Source organism: Streptomyces sp. NPDC001231 (genome assembly GCF_042896885.1).
In the GTDB taxonomy this organism is placed as follows: domain Bacteria; phylum Actinomycetota; class Actinomycetes; order Streptomycetales; family Streptomycetaceae; genus Streptomyces.
Genome location: NZ_JBIAXS010000046.1, coordinates 1 through 19,490 on the forward strand (window position 1 = coordinate 1; position 19,490 = coordinate 19,490).

The window sequence follows — 19,490 nt, forward strand, 5'->3', positions numbered from 1 at the left end:
TCTTCGTCAAGGGGCAGGTCATCAAGACCGTCCCGGAGTCGAAGATCGTGGAGACCCTGATCGAGGAGGCCATGAAGATCGCCGAGCAGATGGAGAAGGACGGCGTCGCCTCGGGCGAGCCCGAGATCTCGGTCAGCGGCTGACCGCAGGACGACGGCTGACCGAGGGACGGCGACCGATCCCGGAGCGGCGCGGTTGACCCCCGGCGGCTCCCGCCTCGCCGCACTTTTCACGCCACACCGCAGCCCCGCCCCTGAAGGGGCGGGGCTGTCCGGTTCTCCGGAAAGCGTTTTCACCGAAATGTTGCGACGGTTCACCAGCTGCCGCCGTCCACGCCCTCTTCGCGCTCGCTTGTGACTGCTAACTTGCTGACGAGCAGGCCGAGAAATCGCTATCTCGGCACGGGACGGCTCCAGGGGGGATGCGATGACCACAGCGCGGCGCACCGGAGAGCGCGCCGGACACGGTGGTGAGGGGTCCGCGGGACGGTCCTCCGGGCGTGGGCGGAAACGCGTCACCATCGCCGATGTGGCCCGCGCCTCCGGCGCCTCCGTGTCGACCGTCTCGAGGGTGATCAACCAGGTCGGCACCGTCGCCCCGGACCTCGCCGACCGGGTCCGCGAGACCATCGCCGACCTGGGCTACCGCCCGAACGCCGCGGCGCAGGGCCTGGCCCGGGGCCGCTCCGGCACGCTCGGGGTGCTCGTCCCGGACCTGGCGAACCAGTACTTCCACGACATCATCAAGGCCCTCTCCGCGGTGGCCAGATCCAACGGGTCCCGTGTCCTGGTCATGGACTCCAACGAGGACCCCGCCGCCGAGCGGGAACTGGCCGAGGACCTCATCCGGTACGCGGACGGCCTGCTGCTCTGCTCCCCGCGGATGCCGCGCGCCGACCTCATCGCGCTGACCGGCCGCGACACCCCGATCCTGGTCACCAACCGGCAGGAGCCCGGCCTCGGTCTGCGGGCGATCACCGTCGACTTCTTCCGCGGCGTCCTGGCCCTCTGCGGCCACCTCGCCCAGCTCGGGCACCGGGACGTCGTCTACGTCGCCGGCCCCGGGAGCGCCTGGGCCCACCACGAGCGGGCGCGCGCCCTCGCCGCCGCCGAGGACTTCGGGCTGCGTGTGCGCACGGTCGACGGAGGCTCCACCGCCGACGACGGATATGCGGCGGCCGACGCAGCCCTCGGCACCGGCGCGAGCGCCGTGATGGCCTACAACGACTTCGTGGCGCTCGGACTGCTCGCGCGCTTCGCCGAACTCGGCGTACGGGTGCCGGACGATGTGTCCCTGACGGGCTTCGACGAGATCGACATGGCGCGCTTCTCGGCGCCGCCCCTCACCACGGTAGCGATTCCCCGAGGCCGACTCGGGCAGGCCGCCGGTGCGGCGTTGCTGCGCCTGATGGCCGGCGAGGACGACATCGAGGGCGAATCCATCCCGGTCGACCTGCACGTTCGCAGTTCGACCGGCGCACCTTCTTGACAGATCCGATGGCTGGCAGGACTTTGTTCGGGCACCAGGCTGAGAAAGCGTTTCCTCACTGTCGCTGACGCATATCGGGTCGATGCCCGCAGGGAGTTGCTGTGTCCCGCACCGTCCACAGAGCCAGTCTTCGTATGCCGTCCGCTCAGCGCCTCGTCGCCGCCGGCTTGTTGCTCGCGGTCACGGTGGTCGGATGCAGCGCACCGAGCAGTCAGTCGTCGGGGGACAAGGGGCAGTCCGCCCAGAAGGTGCCGGACAAGCCGAGCAAGCCGGTCTCGCTGGAGATCCTCGACGTCGCCGGGAACCTCCAGTTGACCCAGGGCATGATCGACGAGTTCCGGAAGACGCATCCGGAGATCGTCGGCAAGATCTCGTACTCCAAGGCGCCCGCTCCGGAACTCGCCGGCAAGATCAAGGCACAGCAGCAGGCAGGCCGCGTCCAGATCGACATGGTCCTCACCGGCACCGACGGCCTCGCCGCGGGGCTCGAGCAGGACCTCTGGGCGGACATGGCCGCGCACCAGGACGCCATCGGCAACCCGGACTACCTGCCGCCGGCGGCGGAGATGGCGAAACTGGCTCAGGGCAAGGGCACGGCCGTCGTGTACTACCCGTCGGGGCCGCTGTACGAGTACGACCCGGCCAAGGTGCCGAACCCGCCGAGGACCCCGCAGGAACTCCTCGACTGGGCCAAGGCCCACCCCAAGCGCTTCCAGTACGCCGACCCGGCCAACTCGGGTCCCGGCCGTACCTGGCTGATGGGGCTGCCGTACCTCCTCGGCGACAAGGACCCGTCCGACCCCGAGAAGGGGTGGGACAAGACGTGGGCGTACCTGAAGGAACTCGACAAGTACGTCGACGTGTACGGCTCGGGCACCTCCGAGACCATGAAGAACCTGGCCACCGGTCAGGTTGACATGATCATGAGCACAACGGGCTGGTACATCAACCCGCGTGCCCTCGGCACCGTGCCGAAGAAGATGAAGGCCGGTCACTTCGACGACATGACCTGGGTGACCGACGCCCAGTACGCCGTGGTCCCCAAGGGAGTCAGCGCCGACAAGATGTCCGCGGTGCTCAACCTGCTCCACTGGATGCTCACCCCCGAGCAGCAGGCGAAGGCCTACGACGACGGCTACTTCTATCCCGGCCCGGCCGTCAAGGACGTGCCCCTGTCGATGGCGCCCGCCAAGTCCCAGCAGGTCATCAAGGAGTACGGCGTCCCCGAGTTCGACATGTGGATCGACCAGTTCCCGAAGAAGCCGTCGCTGTCCTCGCAGGCGCAGGTCAAGGCGTTCGACCTGTGGAACCGTCAGGTGGCGGGCCAGTGACGGGGGCCCGCATCTCGACCCTGCGCCTGGCCGGGGTCACCCGCAGTTTCGGCGGACACCAGGCCCTGCGGGGGCTGGACCTGGAGATCTCGGGCGGCGAGTTCGTGGCGCTGCTCGGCCCCTCCGGGTGCGGCAAGTCCACCGCCCTCAACTGCCTGGCCGGACTGCTGCCGCTGACCGGCGGCCGGATCTTTCTCGACGGGGAGCGCATCGACCAACTCGCCCCCGAGCGGCGCGGGTTCGGCATGGTCTTCCAGAACTACGCCCTGTTCCCGCACATGACCGTCCGGAACAACGTCGGCTTCGGTCTGAAGATGGCGAAGGTCCCCAGGGCCCAGGCCGCCGAACGGGTCACCAGGGCCCTGGACATGGTGCAGTTGACCGCTCACGCCCACAAGCGGCCCGGTCAGCTCTCCGGCGGCCAGCAGCAGCGGGTCGCCATCGCGCGCGCGATCGTCCTGGAACCGCGGCTGGTGCTGATGGACGAGCCGCTGTCCAACCTCGACGCCGCCCTGCGCCTGGAGATGCGGGCGGAGATCCGCCGCCTGCACCAGCGGCTCGGACTGACCACCGTGTACGTCACGCACGACCAGGAGGAGGCCCTCTCCCTCGCGGACCGGCTCGTCGTGCTGCGCGACGGCCGCACCCAGCAGATCGGCACCCCGGAGGAGGTCTACAGCCGCCCGGCCAACCGCTATGTCGCCTCCTTCATGGGCTACCGCACCCTGCTGGACGCCACCGTCACCGGGACCCGCGGCCCCCATGTGGTCGTCGACATCGCGGGCAGCCCGCTCGTCGGGCTAGACCGTGACGGCGTGGCGGCCGGCGGCCGGGTCACGGCGGCCATCCGCCCCGAGGACCTGGACGCGGTGACCGGGGACGAGCCTGCCGACGGCACCCCCGGCACCCCCGGCACCCCCGGCACCCCCGGCACTCCGGGACTGCCCGCGACGGTCGAGGTCGTCGAGTACCACGGACGGGAACTCGCCGTGCAGGCACGGCTGACGGACGGGCGCCGGGTCCACTTCCGCACCCGGAAACGGCTCGCGCCCGACGAGTCGGTACGGCTCGTCGCACCGCCCGACCGGGTCCTGGTCTTCGCCGCCGACGACGGCGACGGACAGCCGAGCGACAGCGGTACCGGGCCGTCCCGCGGACCGGGTGGCGCCGGCGCCGGGGACGGACCGTCCGCCCCCGTGCCGTCCGACCCCGGGACCGGGGAGCCGGACTCCGCCGACCCGCGGAACCCGGCGGCCGCAGCGGCGGACGAGGGCGCGGCGGAGTCTTCCGAGAAGTCGCGGGAGGCGCGTGCCACCCCGAAGCAGGTGGCCACATGAGCGCCACCGGAACCCGCGCGGCCCCGCCGCCCGCGCCGCCGCAACCCCCGGCCGCCCGGCCCGCGCTGCGCCACCGCCTGGCCGAGCGCGGGGTCGACCGGCTCCTGCTCCTCGCGGTCCCGGGCGTGCTCTTCCTCGCCGTGCTGTTCTGCTACCCCTTCTTCTACGGGCTGGGACTGTCGTTCCAACCCGCCCAGGGCGGGGGGCCGTTCGCCAACTACCGGCTCTTCTTCAGCGATCCGTATCTGCGGGAGACCCTGTGGATCACCCTGGGCCTGGCCGTGCCCGCCGCGCTGATCAACTGCCTCGCCGCCGTGCCGGTCGCGTTCCGCACCCGCGGAGTGTTCCGCGGCCGGCGCCTGATCACCACGCTGCTGGTCATGCCGATCACCCTCGGGACGGTCCTCACCGCCCAGGGCCTGCTCGGCTACCTCGGCCCCAACGGCTGGTTCAACAAGGCCCTGCTGGGTCTCGGACTCATCGACGAGCCGCTCGCCCTGGTGCACAACTACTGGGGTGTGCTGGTCTCGCTGATCATCACCGGCTTCCCCTTCTCCTACCTGCTGACGCTGTCGTACCTGACCGGTATCGACCCCAGCCTGGAGCAGGCCGCCGCGACGCTCGGCGCGGACTGGCGCAAGCGGCTGCGGTACGTGCTCCTGCCGCTGCTCGCGCCGGGCCTTGCCATCACCTTCTGCCTGTCGTTCGTCCTGGCGTTCGCGGTGTTCCCGTCCGCCCAACTGGTCGGTGACCCGCGCAGGACCACGCACGTCATCTCGATCGAGGCGTACCAGGCGGCGTTCCAGAAATTCGACTACTCCCTCGGTTCCGCCATCGCCATGATCATGGCCGCGGTGATGCTCGCGGTCGTCGTCCTCGTGCTCGCCTGGCGGTCGCTGCTGTACCGAGGAGCGACGGGAGGCAAGGGCTGATGGCCGACCTCGTCCAGACCCCCGCGGCGCAGACCGGTACGGACCCGGCCGCCCCCTCCCGGTGGCGCAGGATCCGCCCCGGCACCTGGATCGCCGCCCTCGTCTTCGGGTTCTTCTTCCTCCAACTCGCCGGAGTCATCGGTGTCCCGCTCGTCGACTCCCTGGGCACCCGCTGGTTCACCAGCTGGCTGCCGCAGGGCTGGACGACGAAGTGGTACGGCTCCGCCTGGCGGGAGTTCCAGCTCGGCCAGGTCTTCTGGACGACCGCGCTGGTCTCCGTGCTCGTCGTCGTCCTGTCCGTGGTGATCGGGGTGCCGGCCGCCTACGCGCTGGCCCGGCGGGACTTCCCCGGCAAGAAGGCCGTGCTGCTGTTGTTCGTGCTGCCGATCCTGGTGCCGCCCCTCACCTACGGCATCCCGCTGGCCACCGTCCTGTACAAGTTCCAGCTCGCCGGGACCCTGACCGGGGTGGTGCTGGCGAACCTGGTGCCGTCGGTGCCGTTCGTCGTCCTGACGATGACCCCGTTCATCGAGCAGATCGACCCCAGGATCGAGGCGGCCGCCCGGATGTGCGGGGCCCGAACCGGCTCCGTCCTGCTGCGCGTCCTCGCGCCGCTGCTGGTACCCGGAATCCTCGCCGCCTCCGTACTGGTCCTGGTCCGCACGGTCGGCATGTTCGAACTCACCTTCCTCACCGCGGGACCGGACAGCCAGACCCTCGTCGTGGCCCTCTACTACGCCGTCTTCTCGGCCGGTATCCGCACCCAGCAGTCCATCGACGCGATGGCCGTGATGTACACGCTGTCGATGCTCGTGCTGCTGGTGATCGCCCTGCGCTTCGTCAATCCCACCCAGTTGGTGACCCGCGTCAAGGAGGACCGGTCCGCGTAGGGGACGGCCGTTCCGAGGGGCAGCGGGCCGGCCATTCCCACTGGCAGGGGCGGCGCTGGGCGGCATTCACCGCCGGGCGGCGTCCCCCGTCGCTGCCAGGTACAGTGCGGGAACCAGTAGATCCTCATGGTGAGGCCCCGCCGACGTGTTGACCCAGACGACCACCGCGGTCCTCGGACCGAGCGACCTCGACGCCGCGCTCGCGGTCCTCGGCCGCGAGCCGGTCGCGAACGCCTTCGTGACGTCCCGCGTTCAGGTCGCCGGACTGGACCCGTGGCGGCTCGGCGGAGAGATGTGGGGCTGGTACGAGGACGGCATACTCACGTCCCTGTGCTACGCGGGGGCCAACCTCGTCCCGATCTGCGCCACCCCCAGGGCAGTCCGGGCCTTCGCGGACCGTGCGCGCCGGGCCGGCCGCCGCTGCTCCTCCATCGTGGGACCGGCCGAACCCACCGCCCAGCTGTGGCGGCTCCTGGAACCGGGCTGGGGCCCGGCCCGCGAGATCCGCGCCCACCAGCCGCTCATGGTCACCGACCGCATGCCGGCCGGCATCGCTCCCGATCCCTACGTCCGCCGCATCCGCAAGGACGAGATGGAGACGATCATGCCGGCCTGCGTGGCGATGTTCACCGAGGAGGTCGGCGTCTCCCCGCTCGCCGGGGACGGCGGTCTGCTCTACCAGGCCCGGGTCGCCGAACTCGTCGGCTCCGGCCGCTCCTTCGCCCGCCTCGACGAGCACGGCAAGGTGATGTTCAAGGCGGAGATCGGCGCCGCGACCCCCGAGGCCTGCCAGATCCAGGGCGTGTGGGTGGCCCCCGAGTACCGCGGCCGCGGTCTGGCGGTCTCCGGCATGGCGGCGGTCCTGCGGTACGCGCTGGCCGATGTGGCCCCGGTGGTCAGTCTGTACGTGAACGACTTCAACACCGCGGCCAGGCGCACCTACCTGAGGGCGGGCTTCCAGGAGGTCGGCGCGTTCATGAGCGTTCTCTTCTGACCTGCGCCTCACTGCGCTGTTCAGCGCCCCGTGCACGCCCTGTAGTCTCCCGGCATGGCGCACTTCCCCGGTCACGGACACCGCCGCAGCGACGACGTCGTGATCGGCCCCCTGGACCTGCCGGTCCGCGTCGACGAGGCGCTCGCCGTGCAGGCCGTCGCCTTCGGTCTCGGCGCCGACGAGGTGGCCGTACGCCGGCAGATCGTGCTGCGCCACATGACCTGCCGGGGAGCCCGCGCGCTCGGTGCCATCACGGCCGACGGCCGGCTCGCGGGATTCGTCTACGGCATGCCCAACGACCGCACCCACTGGTGGTCCACCGTCGTCGAGCCCTACCTGCGCGCCCGCGGCCACGACGACTGGCTCGACGACTCCTTCGTGATCACCGAACTGCACGTCCACCCGAGCCACCAGAACCGCGGCATCGGACGGGCCCTGATCACCGCCATCACCGACAGTGCGAGCGAGCCCCGCTCGATCCTCTCCGCGATCGACACCGACAGCCCGGCCCGCGGCCTCTACCACTCCCTGGGCTACGAGGACCTCGCCCGCCAGGTGCACTTCCCCAGCGCGCCGAAACCGTACGCCGTGATGGGCGCCCCGCTGCCGCTGCGCCGCCGTCCGGACACAGTACCTGGTCGGCTTTAACCGATTTCCACCGGCGCGGCAAGCCCGGCTAACCTCCTAGCCATCAGCTTCCCCCACTCTCGGCCTCGCCCGAGCGGGGGCCACCATCGGCAGGAGTACGAGAACCATGGCCAACGCACCGGTCCAGCGCATGTCCCAGTTGTTGGCGAAGACGCTGCGCGACGACCCGGCGGACGCCGAGGTCCTGAGCCACAAGCTGCTGGTCCGCGCGGGCTACGTACGGCGCACCGCCGCCGGGATCTGGACCTGGCTGCCGCTGGGCAAGAAGGTCCTCGCCAACGTGGAGCGGATCGTCCGCGAGGAGATGGACGCGATCGGCGCCCAGGAGGTGCTGCTGCCCGCGCTGCTGCCCCGTGAGCCGTACGAGGCGACCGGCCGCTGGGACGAGTACGGCGCCGAGCTGTTCCGTCTGAAGGACCGCAAGGGCGGCGACTACCTCCTCGGGCCGACCCACGAGGAGATCTTCACCCTGCTGGTGAAGGACCAGGCGACCTCCTACAAGGACCTGCCGGTCATCCTCTACCAGATCCAGACCAAGTTCCGGGACGAGGCCCGGCCCCGCGCGGGCATCCTGCGCGGGCGCGAGTTCCTGATGAAGGACTCCTACTCCTTCGACCTCGCCGACGAGGGCCTCGCCGAGTCCTACGCCCTGCACCGCCAGGCCTACCAGCGGATCTTCGACCGCCTGGGGCTGGACTACCGGATCTGCGCCGCGACCGCGGGCGCGATGGGCGGCTCCAAGTCCGAGGAGTTCCTCGCCCCGGCCGCCGCCGGCGAGGACACCTTCGCCGACTGCCCGAACTGCGACTTCGCCGCCAACACCGAGGCGATCGCGTACGAGCTGGTGCCGGTGGACGGCTCCGGCGTGCCCGCGGCCGAGGAGATCCCCACCCCGGACACCCCGACCATCGAGACCCTGGCCGCCTCCCTCGGTGTGCCGGCCTCCGCCACGCTGAAGAACCTGCTCGTCAAGGTCGACGGGGAGATCGTCGCCGTCGGTGTCCCCGGCGACCGCGAGGTGGACCTGGGCAAGGTCGAGGCGCACTTCGCCCCGGCCGCCGTCGAGCTGGTCACCGCCGAGGACTTCGTGGGCCGCCCGGACCTGGTCCGCGGCTACGTCGGTCCGCAGGGCCTGGACAAGGTGAAGTACATCGCCGACCCGCGCGTGGCGCCCGGCACGGCCTGGATCACCGGCGCCAACAAGGAGCACACGCACGCGAAGAACGTGGTCGCCGGGCGCGACTTCGAGGTCGACGAGTACGTCGACGTGGTGGTCGTGCAGGACGGCGACCCCTGCCCGAAGTGCGGCACCGGCCTCAAGCTGGACCGGGCCATCGAGATCGGCCACATCTTCCAGCTCGGCCGCAAGTACGCCGACGCCCTCAAGCTCGACGTCCTCGGCCAGAACGGCAAGCCGGTCCGCGTCACCATGGGCTCCTACGGCATCGGTGTCTCCCGCGCCGTGGCCGCCCTCGCCGAGCAGCACGCCGACGACAAGGGCCTGATCTGGTCCAAGGAGGTCGCCCCGGCCGACGTGCACGTGGTCGCCGCCGGCAAGGCCCTGCAGACCGAGGTGGCCCTGGAGGTCTCCCAGAAGCTCGCCGCGGCCGGCGTCCGCGTCCTCGTCGACGACCGGGCCGGTGTCTCCCCGGGCGTGAAGTTCACCGACTCCGAACTCATCGGCGTCCCGCAGATCCTGGTCGTCGGCCGCCGCGCGCCCGAGGGCGTCGTCGAGCTGAAGGACCGCCGCACCGGCGAGCGCGAGGAGCTCCCGATCGAGGAAGCGATCGCCCGCCTCACGGCGTAGTCCTGCCGGGCGAGACGGGTCACGGGATCAAGCGGGGTCGGGCACGTCCAGCCACAGGGCGAGCGAGGACGCGCCGGACCCCGCACCCGCATCAGGATCCGCCGACCGCTCGCTGACCCCGCGTCACCGCTCTCCCCGTCCGGCACGCGGGGGGAGCGGCCGTCGTGATGGCGGCGCCGCTGTCGTCCGGGGGCGTGGGGCCTGGTGGTTCCCGGCCGGGAGGCGGAGGGGTGTGACGGGCTTGCGTCCGCGTCGTGATCGGCGGGAAGGGCCGTGATCCTGCGGCTCGCAGGTCGGCGGGCGGGCTGGCCGTCATCACGGCAGCGCCGTCTCCTGTCAGTGGCGGCTGCTGAGAGGTGGGCGCGGGGTCCGGGGGTGCGGCTGTCGGCCTGCGCCCCGGACGCTCACCGTGGCGGAGGCGGCTGCCTCCGCGTTCGGGTCATGTCCTCCGGGCGGGCACTGATCCCTCGTCGTCTCCCCCCTTCCGAGCGGCCGGGTGGGTCAGAGCCAGGTGGCGAATTCCAGGAGGAGTTCCGCGTCCTTCGGGCGGCCCACGCGACGGGCGCGTACGCCCGACTCCACGGCTCGGAAGAGCGTCCAGCCGCGCAGGCGGTCGCGGTCGACCTCCAGGGACTCCGCCAGTCGCCTGATCCGGCGCCGGGTGGTGGCGGCGCCGGACGGCGCGGCGATCAGGTCCTCCACCCGGTCGCGGACCAGCCGCGCCAGGTCGAAGGCGGCCTCGCCGACCACCGGGTCCGGGCCCACGGCCAGCCACGGCATCCGGTCCCCGGCGAGCACCTTGCTCTGCCGGAACGTGCCGTGCAGCAGCCGCCGCTCGGGCGGCGCGGCCAGCAGTTCCGCGCGGGCCGTGAGCGCCGCCTCGACCAGCGGCGCCACCTCCGCGTCGGCCTCCGCGCTCGCCCGCATCGCCCCGGCCTGCCGCCCGGTCCGCTCCTCGACCGTCTCGAAGGTGTGCCCGGTGGGCGGTTCGACCCACAGTCGCCGCAGCGTGCCCGCCGCCTCCAGCAGCGCCCGCGCCTCCGGCAGCGACCGCACCGACACGTCCGGATGGAGCCGCTCCAGCAGCAGCACGCCCTCGACCGGACCGGCCGGCCCGTCCTCCAGCAGTTGCACGGCCCCCCGCCCGCCCCAGTGCGCGAGCGCGGCCCGCTCGCTCTCCGGGCGGGCCCGGGCAGGGGCCAGTTTGAGCACGGCCGGCGTCCCGTCCGCCGTCCGCACCAGCACGACGAGGCTGCTGCGTCCGCCGGGCATCTGCACCCGCTCGACGGTCAGCTCGCGCAGCGCCACCGCCTGCCGCGCCAGTCCGGGCAGCTTCTCCAGCCAGTCGTCCCCGTCCGGTGCGGTCTCACCCAGCGCCCGCACCAGACGCCGCGGCGGTTCGAAAGCCATGCGCGAGTCGTTCCTTCCTGACTTCCTGGACGCGTTCTCCGCTGTCGCCGTGCGCCGTGGGCGCCTCCCGCGCCGTCCTGATCCTCCCGGCCGTGCCCGGCCGTGGCATCCGTACGCCCTACGGCGTCGGTGCCGCCGAAGTCGTGGGCGTGCCCGCCGCACCGGCCCGTTCGGCGAGACCAGGGAAGGCTACGCTCCCCCCGCGCCAGCGCACCGCCCGGACCGCCACCTCGCGCAGCGCCCCGGCGGCCTCCCGCCGCCGCTCGCCCGCGACCGCCCGGACCAGGTCCGAGTACACCCCGGCCACGCGTTCCTCCAGCTCGGCGGCGAACCGTACCGCCGCCGCGGAGTCCGGCACCGGGAACGGCAGCGTGTAGGCGGCCGCCGCGGCCACCGGCTGCCCGCCCAGATCCCGCACCTCGCGCACCAGCGCGTCCCGCCGCGCCCGGTGGGCGTCGTACGCCGACCGCGCCTCGGCCCGCCGGCTCTCGCCGATCCGGCCCCCGACGACGCCGTACCCGTACACGGCCGCGTGCTCGGCGGCGAGCGCCGCCTGGAGTGCCTCCAGCCGCCGCCGGTCCGTCACCTGGCTCACTTGTCACCTTCCGTCAGGAGATACGCGTGCGCGGCACCGGCCGCCGCCACCGAGGCCAGCAGACGGGCCAGTTCGCCGGGCGCCTGGAGCAGGGCCGCCGTGCGCCGGTCGGACAGGGAACGCTCGGCGGCGGCGAGCCCGGCCAGGGCGGACTTCGCGGTCTCCCCGGCGGCGGGAGAGCCTGAGGCCTCGGCACCCGCCGGTGCCCTGGAGCCCTCGGGCGAACCGGAGCCCTGGGGCGTGGCCGAGGCCGTCGGCGGCGTGGTCGAGGCCGTCGCGCCGGGCGAGGCCTTGGCGGTGCCGCCGAACGCCTCCGCGTGCGCCGCGACGTGCGCGCGCAGCGGCCGCAGGCGCTCCGCCAGCGCCGGATGCGCGGCCATCACCGCGTCGTACCGCCGCGCCAGCTCCTCGCTGTCGCGAGCCGCACGCGCGCGCATCCGCTCGGCGGCCGACGGGGCCTGGCCCGTGCCGCCGGAGTCGTCGGAACCGGTGGAGCAGCCCACGAGCAGGGCGGCACCCGCGGCCGAGGCGAGCAGGCTCCTTCTGCGCGGGCCCGTCAGGGCGCGCGGAGGTGAGGGGAACGGCACGTCAGACGTCCTCGGGTGCGTGAACGAAGTGGGAGGGGCGGCTCGCCCGTGATCACGGTACCCGCGCCCCGCGCACGCATCACTCAGCGGCACCGCTGCTGCCCAGGTGGACGGCAACACCCCTTCGGACCGGATACCCTTTGACCAGACACGCGACCACCCCACAACAGCAGACGCGGCCGAGGAGTCACCCGGATGAGCACCACCCAGAGCGAGAGGCTGCGGGAACTGCTGGAACCGCTCGTCACCTCCCAGGGCCTGGATCTCGAAGAGATCGCCGTGGACTCCGTAGGACGCAAGCGTGTGCTGCGCGTCGTCGTCGACTCCGACACCGGGGCCGATCTGGACCGGATCGCCGATGTGAGCCGTGCGCTCTCGGCGAGGCTCGACGAGACGGACGCGATGGGCGAGGGCGAGTACACCCTCGAGGTCGGCACCCCGGGCGCGGAGCGCCTCCTCAGGGAACACCGTCACTACGTGCGCGCCACGGGCCGGCTGGCCAAGTTCCAGCTGGCCGACGGCGGCGAGCTGGTGGCCAGGATCCTCGGGGTCGACGACGAAGGCCTCGACCTCGAAGTGCCCGGGGTGAAGGGGCGCAAGCCCACGACCCGCAGACTCGGTTTCCCGGACGTCGTCAGGGCACGGGTGCAGGTCGAGTTCAACCGCAAGGACCAGAAGGAAGAGGAGGCGTAGCCGTGGACATCGACATGAGTGCCCTGCGGGGCTTGGTACGAGAGAAGGAGATCTCCTTCGACCTGCTGGTCGAGGCGATCGAGTCGGCCCTCCTCATCGCCTACCACCGCACCGAGGGAAGCCGCCGCCACGCGCGCGTGGAGCTCGACCGGCAGACCGGGCATGTGACCGTGTGGGCGAAGGAGGACCCCCAGGACCTCGAGGAGGGCCAGGAGGCCCGCGAGTTCGACGACACCCCGTCCGGCTTCGGCCGTATCGCCGCCACCACCGCCAAGCAGGTCATCCTGCAGCGGCTGCGCGACGCCGAGGACGACGCGACGCTCGGCGAGTACGCCGGCCGCGAGGGCGACATCGTCACCGGGGTCGTCCAGCAGGGCCGCGACCCGAAGAACGTGCTCGTCGACATCGGCAAGCTGGAGGCCATCCTGCCGGTGCAGGAGCAGGTCCCCGGCGAGACCTACCCGCACGGCATGCGGCTGCGGTCGTACGTCGTCCGGGTGGCCAAGGGCGTCCGCGGCCCCTCGGTGACCCTGTCCCGTACGCACCCGAACCTGGTGAAGAAGCTCTTCGCCCTGGAGGTCCCGGAGATCGCCGACGGCTCCGTGGAGATCGCCGCGATCGCCCGTGAGGCCGGTCACCGCACCAAGATCGCCGTGCGGTCCACCCGTTCGGGCCTCAACGCCAAGGGCGCCTGCATCGGCCCCATGGGCGGCCGGGTGCGCAATGTGATGGGTGAGCTGAACGGCGAGAAGATCGACATCGTCGACTGGTCGGACGACCCGGCCGAGATGGTGGCGAACGCGCTGTCGCCGGCCCGCGTCTCCAAGGTGGAGGTCGTGGACATGGCCGCCCGGTCCGCCCGCGTGACCGTGCCCGACTACCAGCTGTCGCTGGCGATCGGCAAGGAGGGCCAGAACGCCCGGCTGGCGGCCCGGCTCACCGGCTGGAGGATTGACATCCGCCCGGACACCGAGCAGGCCCCCGAGTAGCCCTCCGAGCGGGCGTCCGGGCAGGACCGCGGGGGAGTTCACCCGTCCGGGGGGAATAGATCCGGGCCGCAGGTCGCTCGGAATACGACAACAGCCGTTCGATCTTTGCCCCGCAGGGGTGAGGTCGGTGCGGGGAGGTAGACTTAGCTGTGTCTGGCCGGACGCGTGCCCGCGCATGCCCTGAGCGTACTTGTGTGGGATGCCGGGAGCGAGCGGCCAAGATCGAACTATTGCGCACCGTGGCGGTCGAGGGTAAGTGCGTCCCCGATCCTCGCGGTACGCTGCCCGGCCGGGGTGCGTATGTACACCCCGCCCCGGTCTGTCTCGACCAGGCGGTGCGCCGCCGGGCGTTTCCGCGGGCGCTCCGCGTCCCGGGACCGCTCGACGTAATGGCGTTGCGCCGGTACGTCGAGCAGGCACAAGGTTGCTGAGGCAACACGGCAAGGAAAGACGTCCGTACGGAAGCCCCCGTGCGGCCTGGTACCTCGCGAGTCGAAAGCAGGTCGAGATTGCGATGAGCACTCGATGAGTACGCGATGAGTACGCCCATGAACTAGCGACGGTCCGGCCGCAACCCGGACCTCAAAGGAGCGAAGTGGCTAAGGTCCGGGTCTACGAACTCGCCAAGGAGTTCGGTGTGGAGAGCAAGGTCGTCATGGCCAAGCTCCAGGAACTCGGTGAATTCGTCCGATCGGCGTCCTCGACGATCGAGGCGCCCGTAGTACGCAAACTGACTGACGCCTTCCAGCAGGGCAACGGCAGCGGCAGGTCCGCCGCGAAGCCGGGTGCCCCGAGGAAGGCCGCCCCCAGGCCCGCCGCGCCGTCTCCGGCGCAGGCCGGGGGTCCCTCCCGCGTCGTCAAGGCGGCGGGGGAGCGTCCGGCTGCGCCCAAGCCGCCGGCCGCGCCCAAGCCCTCCCCGGCGCAGCAGCCCGCGGCCCCGTCGGCGTCCGCGCCGACCCCCGGCCCGCGTCCGGTGCCGGGTCCCAAGCCCGCGCCGCGTCCGGCTCCGGCCGCGCCCACCACGCCGGAGTTCACCGCTCCGCCGTCGGCTCCGTCGCCGGCCGCGCCGAAGCCCGGCGCCCGTCCGGGTGCCCCCAAGCCCGGTGGCCGTCCCGGCCAGGGCCAGGGTCAGCGTCCGGGCCAGGGTGCCGCGCGCCCCGGTGGCCAGGGTCCGCGTCCGGGCGCCCGTCCGGCCGGTCCGCGTCCGGGCAACAACCCCTTCACCTCCGGTGGCTCCACCGGCATGGCGCGTCCCCAGGCGCCGCGTCCGCAGGGCCAGCGGCCCGGCGGCCCCGGTGCTCCCGGCGCCGGTCCGCGTCCGCAGGGTCCCGGTGCCCAGGGCGGCGGTCCGCGTCCGCAGGCTCCGGGCGGTCCGCGCCCGACCCCGGGCTCGATGCCCCGTCCGCAGGGCGGTCCGCGTCCCGGTCCGGGCGGTCCGCGCCCGAACCCCGGCATGATGCCGCAGCGTCCCGCTGCCGGCCCGCGTCCCGGCCCCGGCGGCCGTGGCCCGGGTGGTGCGGGTCGTCCCGGCGGTGCCGGTCGTCCCGGTGGCGGCGGCGGTTTCGCCGGTCGTCCCGGTGGCGGCGGCGGTGCCGGTCGTCCCGGTGGCGGCGGCGGTTTCGCCGGTCGTCCCGGCGGCGGTGGCGGCTTCGGCGGTGGCGGCGGTGGCCGTCCCGGCTTCGGCGGTCGTCCGGGTGGTCCCGGTGGCCGTGGTGGCACGCAGGGCGCCTTCGGCCGTCCCGGCGGTCCCGCGCGTCGCGGCCGCAAGTCGAAGCGGCAGAGGCGCCAGGAGTACGAGGCCATGCAGGCCCCGTCGGTCGGCGGCGTGATGCTGCCTCGCGGCAACGGCGAGACCATTCGCCTGTCGCGCGGTGCGTCGCTCACCGACTTCGCGGAGAAGATCAACGCCAACCCGGCGTCGCTCGTCGCGGTCATGATGAACCTGGGCGAGATGGTCACGGCCACGCAGTCCGTGTCCGACGAGACGCTCCAGCTCCTCGCCGACGAGATGAACTACCAGGTTCAGATCGTCAGCCCCGAGGAGGAGGACCGCGAGCTGCTCGAGTCCTTCGACCTGGAGTTCGGCGAGGACGAGGGCGGCGAGGACGACCTGGTCGTCCGCCCGCCGGTCGTCACCGTCATGGGCCACGTCGACCACGGAAAGACCCGACTGCTCGACGCCATCCGCAAGACGAACGTCATCGCGGGCGAGGCCGGCGGCATCACCCAGCACATCGGTGCCTACCAGGTCGCGACCGAGGTCAACGGCGAGGACCGGGCGATCACCTTCATCGACACCCCGGGTCACGAGGCGTTCACCGCCATGCGTGCCCGCGGTGCCCGGTCGACGGACATCGCCATCCTGGTCGTCGCGGCCAACGACGGCGTCATGCCGCAGACGGTCGAGGCGCTCAACCACGCCAAGGCGGCCGACGTCCCGATCGTGGTCGCGGTCAACAAGATCGACGTCGAGGGCGCCGACCCGACCAAGGTGCGCGGTCAGCTGACCGAGTACGGCCTGGTGGCCGAGGAGTACGGCGGCGACACGATGTTCGTCGACATCTCCGCCAAGCAGGGTCTGCACATCGACTCGCTGCTGGAAGCGGTCGTCCTGACCGCCGACGCCTCGCTCGACCTGCGGGCCAACCCGAAGCAGGACGCGCAGGGCATCGCGATCGAGTCCCGCCTCGACCGCGGCCGCGGTGCCGTGGCGACGGTGCTCGTCCAGCGAGGCACGCTGCGGGTCGGCGACACCATGGTGGTCGGCGACGCGTACGGCCGAGTCCGGGCGATGCTCGACGACAACGGCAACAACGTGGCCGAGGCCGGCCCGTCGACGCCGGTGCAGGTCCTGGGTCTGACCAACGTCCCGGGTGCGGGCGACAACTTCATCGTGGTGGACGAGGACCGTACGGCCCGTCAGATCGCGGAGAAGCGCGCCGCCCGTGAGCGCAACGCCGCGTTCGCCAAGCGCGTCCGCCGCGTGTCGCTCGAGGACCTGGACAAGGTGCTCAAGGCCGGCGAGGTCCAGCAGCTCAACCTCATCATCAAGGGCGACGCGTCCGGTGCGGTCGAGGCCCTCGAGTCCTCGCTGCTCCAGCTCGACGTCGGCGAAGAGGTCGACATCCGTGTCCTGCACCGCGGTGTGGGTGCGGTCACGGAGTCGGACATCGACCTGGCCATGGGCTCCGACGCCATCGTGATCGGCTACAACGTGCGCGCCGCCGGGCGTGCCGCGCAGATGGCCGAGCGCGAGGGCGTGGACGTCCGGTACTACTCGGTCATCTACCAGGCGATCGAGGAGATCGAGGCGGCCCTCAAGGGCATGCTCAAGCCCGAGTACGAGGAGGTCGAGCTCGGCACGGCGGAGATCCGCGAGGTCTTCCGTTCGTCCAAGCTGGGCAACATCGCCGGTGTGCTCATCCGCTCCGGCGAGGTCAAGCGCAACAGCAAGGCACGCCTCCTGCGCGACGGCAAGGTCATCGCGGAGAACCTCAACATCGAGGGTCTGCGCCGCTTCAAGGACGACGTCACCGAGATCCGCGAAGGCTACGAGGGTGGTATCAACCTCGGAAACTTCAACGACATCAAGGTCGACGACGTCATCGCGACGTACGAGCTCCGCGAGAAGCCGCGGGCGTAACGCCGCAGACACCCGTGCCGGCCGGCGGGACCACTCCCGTCGGCCGGCACGGCCGTGTCCGGGGCCGCCGGGCCCAGGGCCCCGCGAGCCGTGCGGGGCGCGAAGCCACGCTCACCCCGGAGCGGGAAACCCCCGTCCCACCTGGGCCGCGGAAAACCCCGTCGAGTCACCGGCGGGGTTCGCGGTACCGTTCTTGATGTCCCTGCCCACCGAGAGGGCAGGACCATCGACCCCGTACCGGCGGGCAACCCGGGCACACACATGTACGTGGGGACTCTGTCCTTCGACCTGCTCCTCGGCGACGTCCACTCGCTGAAGGAGAAGCGTTCCGTCGTCCGCCCGATCGTCGCCGAGCTCCAGCGCAAGTACGCGGTGAGCGCGGCGGAGGTGGACCACACGAACCTCCACCGGCGGGCCGTCATCGGTCTCGCCGCGGTCTCCGGCGACGCGACGCACCTGACCGACGTGCTGGACCGGTGCGAACGGCTGGTCGCCGGCCGTCCCGAGGTGGAGCTGCTGTCCGTCAGACGCCGCTTCCACGGCGAGGACGACTAGACCGCACCCCACCGCACCATCCACACCGCACAAGCAGAAGAAGAAAGAACGGGAGACGGACCAGTGGCCGACAACGCGCGGGCGAAAAGGCTGGCGGACCTCATCCGAGAGGTGGTGGCCCAGAAGCTGCAGCGCGGGATCAAGGACCCGCGGCTCGGCTCGCACGTCACCATCACGGACACCCGGGTCACGGGTGACTTGCGGGAGGCGACCGTCTTCTACACCGTCTACGGAGACGAAGAGGAGCGGAACGCCGCGGCCGCGGGCCTGGAGAGCGCCAAGGGCATTCTGCGCTCCGAGGTCGGCCGGGCGGCCGGAGTGAAGTTCACCCCGACCCTCGCCTTCGTCGCGGACGCCCTGCCGGACACCGCCCGGAACATCGAGGACCTCCTCGACAAGGCCCGCGCCTCCGACGCGAAGGTGCGCGAGACGTCCGCCGGTGCCACGTACGCCGGTGAGGCGGACCCGTACAAGAAGCCGGGGTCCGACGACGGGACGGACGACACCACCGCATGACCAGCAAGCCCACCCCGCCCGACGGCCTCGTCATCGTCGACAAGCCGTCGGGCTTCACTTCGCACGACGTCGTGGCCAAGATGCGCGGCATCGCCAGGACCCGCCGGATCGGCCACGCGGGCACCCTCGACCCCATGGCGACCGGTGTGCTCGTGCTCGGTGTGGAGAAGGCCACCAAGCTCCTCGGCCACCTCGCGCTGACCGAGAAGGAGTACCTCGGCACCGTCCGGCTCGGCCAGAACACGATCACCGACGACGCCGAGGGCGAGATCATCTCCGCCACGGACGCCTCCAAGGTCACCCGGGACGCCGTCGACGCCGTCGTCGCCAAGCTGACCGGCGACATCATGCAGGTGCCGTCCAAGGTCAGCGCCATCAAGATCAACGGCGTGCGGTCGTACAAGCGGGCCCGGGAGGGCGAGGAGTTCGAGATCCCGGCCCGGCCGGTGACCGTCTCCTCCTTCACCGTCCACGACATCCGCGACGCCGTCGCCGACGACGGCACCCCCGTGCTCGACCTGGTGGTGTCCGTGGTCTGCTCCTCCGGCACCTACATCCGCGCCCTCGCCCGCGACCTGGGCGCCGACCTCGGCGTCGGCGGCCACCTCACCGCGCTGCGCCGCACCCGCGTCGGTCCGTACAAACTGGACTCCGCCAGGACGCTGGACCAGCTCCAGCAGGAGCTGACCGTGATGCCGATCGGCGAGGCGGCCGCCGCGGCGTTCCCCCGCTGGGACGTCGACGCCCGGCGCGCCCGGCTGCTCATCAACGGCGTACGGCTGGAGGTGCCCGACGAGTACGCGGGCGCCGGTGCCGTGGCCGTCTACGGCCCCGACGGCGGTCTCCTCGCGCTCGTGGAGGAGCAGCGGGGCAAGGCCAAGAGCCTGGCCGTCTTCGGCTGACCGCGCGCGGCGGTGCCCGTGGAGCGGCGCCCGTGGAGCGGCGAATAGAGGGTGTTCCTCAGCCGCCGCTCCACGGTCCCGTCCCCCCTCGGTTCCCCCACCCATGAGCTTTATCCAGCGGCACGCGCCCATTCACCCGGCCGTGCGGGCGCTCGGAGTGAACCGGGGGAGTG

The 19,490-nt window shown here is 72.0% G+C and carries 18 protein-coding genes and 1 pseudogene; 16 read left to right on the top strand and 3 right to left on the bottom strand.

Going from position 1 to position 19,490, the window contains the following annotated elements; genetic code table 11:
- From ACFY3J_RS36035 to ACFY3J_RS36075, 9 genes and pseudogenes are all read left to right on the top strand, one after another.
- Positions 1-143, top strand: a pseudogene (locus ACFY3J_RS36035) (4-hydroxy-3-methylbut-2-en-1-yl diphosphate synthase); the annotation flags it as partial.
- A 283-nt stretch (positions 144-426) separates the two neighbouring features.
- Positions 427-1,488, top strand: coding sequence for a LacI family DNA-binding transcriptional regulator (locus ACFY3J_RS36040; protein WP_390842639.1), 1,062 nt, complete (start codon positions 427-429; stop codon positions 1,486-1,488).
- A gap of 134 nt (positions 1,489-1,622) precedes the next feature.
- Positions 1,623-2,819 (top strand): ABC transporter substrate-binding protein, encoded by a 1,197-nt coding sequence (locus ACFY3J_RS36045; RefSeq protein WP_390842640.1) that lies wholly within the window; start codon positions 1,623-1,625, stop codon positions 2,817-2,819.
- Positions 2,816-4,156: an ABC transporter ATP-binding protein gene (locus ACFY3J_RS36050; protein WP_390842641.1), complete on the top strand. Its 1,341-nt coding sequence runs from the start codon at positions 2,816-2,818 to the stop codon at positions 4,154-4,156. The genes ACFY3J_RS36045 and ACFY3J_RS36050 overlap by 4 nt, the downstream gene beginning before the upstream one ends.
- Positions 4,153-5,088, top strand: coding sequence for an ABC transporter permease (locus tag ACFY3J_RS36055; protein ID WP_390842642.1), 936 nt, complete (start codon positions 4,153-4,155; stop codon positions 5,086-5,088). Before ACFY3J_RS36050 ends, ACFY3J_RS36055 begins: the two co-directional genes overlap by 4 nt.
- A complete protein-coding gene (locus tag ACFY3J_RS36060) occupies positions 5,088-5,978 on the top strand; it encodes an ABC transporter permease (protein WP_384187014.1) in 891 nt (296 codons plus the stop codon). Before ACFY3J_RS36055 ends, ACFY3J_RS36060 begins: the two co-directional genes overlap by 1 nt.
- A 145-nt stretch (positions 5,979-6,123) precedes the next feature.
- Positions 6,124-6,972, top strand: a complete 849-nt coding sequence (locus ACFY3J_RS36065) for a GNAT family N-acetyltransferase (protein ID WP_390842643.1) — start codon at positions 6,124-6,126, stop codon at positions 6,970-6,972.
- Between the two features lie 54 nt (positions 6,973-7,026).
- On the top strand, positions 7,027-7,620 hold the full coding sequence (locus tag ACFY3J_RS36070; protein ID WP_390842644.1) for a GNAT family N-acetyltransferase: 594 nt from the start codon (positions 7,027-7,029) through the stop codon (positions 7,618-7,620).
- A gap of 106 nt (positions 7,621-7,726) precedes the next feature.
- Positions 7,727-9,427, top strand: coding sequence for a proline--tRNA ligase (locus ACFY3J_RS36075; protein ID WP_384187022.1), 1,701 nt, complete (start codon positions 7,727-7,729; stop codon positions 9,425-9,427).
- 501 nt (positions 9,428-9,928) lie between these two features.
- Here ACFY3J_RS36075 and ACFY3J_RS36080 read toward each other — a convergent pair.
- From ACFY3J_RS36080 to ACFY3J_RS36090, 3 genes are all read right to left on the bottom strand, one after another.
- Positions 9,929-10,837: an aminoglycoside phosphotransferase family protein gene (locus tag ACFY3J_RS36080; RefSeq protein ID WP_384187025.1), complete on the bottom strand. Its 909-nt coding sequence runs from the start codon at positions 10,835-10,837 to the stop codon at positions 9,929-9,931.
- A 118-nt stretch (positions 10,838-10,955) separates the two neighbouring features.
- Positions 10,956-11,432 carry a ferritin-like domain-containing protein gene (locus ACFY3J_RS36085; protein WP_384187027.1) on the bottom strand — a complete coding sequence of 159 codons (477 nt, stop codon included), beginning with the start codon at positions 11,430-11,432 and terminating at the stop codon, positions 10,956-10,958.
- The gene (locus ACFY3J_RS36090) at positions 11,429-12,019 is read right to left on the bottom strand and encodes a hypothetical protein (RefSeq protein ID WP_390842645.1); all 591 of its coding nucleotides are present in this window, start codon (positions 12,017-12,019) and stop codon (positions 11,429-11,431) included. Before ACFY3J_RS36090 ends, ACFY3J_RS36085 begins: the two co-directional genes overlap by 4 nt.
- Before the next feature lie 195 nt (positions 12,020-12,214).
- Between ACFY3J_RS36090 and rimP the strand changes: the two genes are divergently transcribed.
- From rimP to truB, 7 genes are all read left to right on the top strand, one after another.
- On the top strand, positions 12,215-12,712 hold the full coding sequence (gene rimP, locus ACFY3J_RS36095) for a ribosome maturation factor RimP (protein WP_141357785.1): 498 nt from the start codon (positions 12,215-12,217) through the stop codon (positions 12,710-12,712).
- Positions 12,713-12,714: 2 nt separating this feature from the next.
- Positions 12,715-13,701 (top strand): transcription termination factor NusA, encoded by a 987-nt coding sequence (nusA, locus tag ACFY3J_RS36100; RefSeq protein ID WP_384187033.1) that lies wholly within the window; start codon positions 12,715-12,717, stop codon positions 13,699-13,701.
- 149 nt (positions 13,702-13,850) lie between these two features.
- The gene (locus ACFY3J_RS36105) at positions 13,851-14,132 is read left to right on the top strand and encodes a YlxR family protein (RefSeq protein WP_384187035.1); all 282 of its coding nucleotides are present in this window, start codon (positions 13,851-13,853) and stop codon (positions 14,130-14,132) included.
- A gap of 164 nt (positions 14,133-14,296) precedes the next feature.
- A complete protein-coding gene (gene infB, locus ACFY3J_RS36110) occupies positions 14,297-17,344 on the top strand; it encodes a translation initiation factor IF-2 (protein WP_384187037.1) in 3,048 nt (1,015 codons plus the stop codon).
- Between the two features lie 261 nt (positions 17,345-17,605).
- A complete protein-coding gene (locus ACFY3J_RS36115) occupies positions 17,606-17,899 on the top strand; it encodes a DUF503 domain-containing protein (RefSeq protein WP_100571646.1) in 294 nt (97 codons plus the stop codon).
- Positions 17,900-17,962: 63 nt separating this feature from the next.
- Positions 17,963-18,415 (top strand): 30S ribosome-binding factor RbfA, encoded by a 453-nt coding sequence (gene rbfA, locus ACFY3J_RS36120; RefSeq protein ID WP_384187040.1) that lies wholly within the window; start codon positions 17,963-17,965, stop codon positions 18,413-18,415.
- On the top strand, positions 18,412-19,317 hold the full coding sequence (truB, locus tag ACFY3J_RS36125; RefSeq protein ID WP_384187043.1) for a tRNA pseudouridine(55) synthase TruB: 906 nt from the start codon (positions 18,412-18,414) through the stop codon (positions 19,315-19,317). Before rbfA ends, truB begins: the two co-directional genes overlap by 4 nt.
- Positions 19,318-19,490: the final 173 nt, after the last annotated feature.

Excerpts from the sequence above, each read along its gene's own strand:
- ACFY3J_RS36040 (WP_390842639.1), top strand. The coding sequence starts at position 427 with ATGACCACAGCGCGGCGCACCGGAGAGCGCGCCGGACACGGTGGTGAG.
- ACFY3J_RS36045 (WP_390842640.1), top strand. The coding sequence starts at position 1,623 with ATGCCGTCCGCTCAGCGCCTCGTCGCCGCCGGCTTGTTGCTCGCGGTC.
- ACFY3J_RS36055 (WP_390842642.1), top strand. The coding sequence starts at position 4,153 with ATGAGCGCCACCGGAACCCGCGCGGCCCCGCCGCCCGCGCCGCCGCAA.
- ACFY3J_RS36060 (WP_384187014.1), top strand. The coding sequence starts at position 5,088 with ATGGCCGACCTCGTCCAGACCCCCGCGGCGCAGACCGGTACGGACCCG.
- ACFY3J_RS36070 (WP_390842644.1), top strand. The coding sequence starts at position 7,027 with ATGGCGCACTTCCCCGGTCACGGACACCGCCGCAGCGACGACGTCGTG.
- ACFY3J_RS36075 (WP_384187022.1), top strand. The coding sequence starts at position 7,727 with ATGGCCAACGCACCGGTCCAGCGCATGTCCCAGTTGTTGGCGAAGACG.
- ACFY3J_RS36080 (WP_384187025.1), bottom strand. The coding sequence starts at position 10,837 with ATGGCTTTCGAACCGCCGCGGCGTCTGGTGCGGGCGCTGGGTGAGACC.
- rimP (WP_141357785.1), top strand. The coding sequence starts at position 12,215 with ATGAGCACCACCCAGAGCGAGAGGCTGCGGGAACTGCTGGAACCGCTC.
- ACFY3J_RS36115 (WP_100571646.1), top strand. The coding sequence starts at position 17,606 with ATGTACGTGGGGACTCTGTCCTTCGACCTGCTCCTCGGCGACGTCCAC.
- truB (WP_384187043.1), top strand. The coding sequence starts at position 18,412 with ATGACCAGCAAGCCCACCCCGCCCGACGGCCTCGTCATCGTCGACAAG.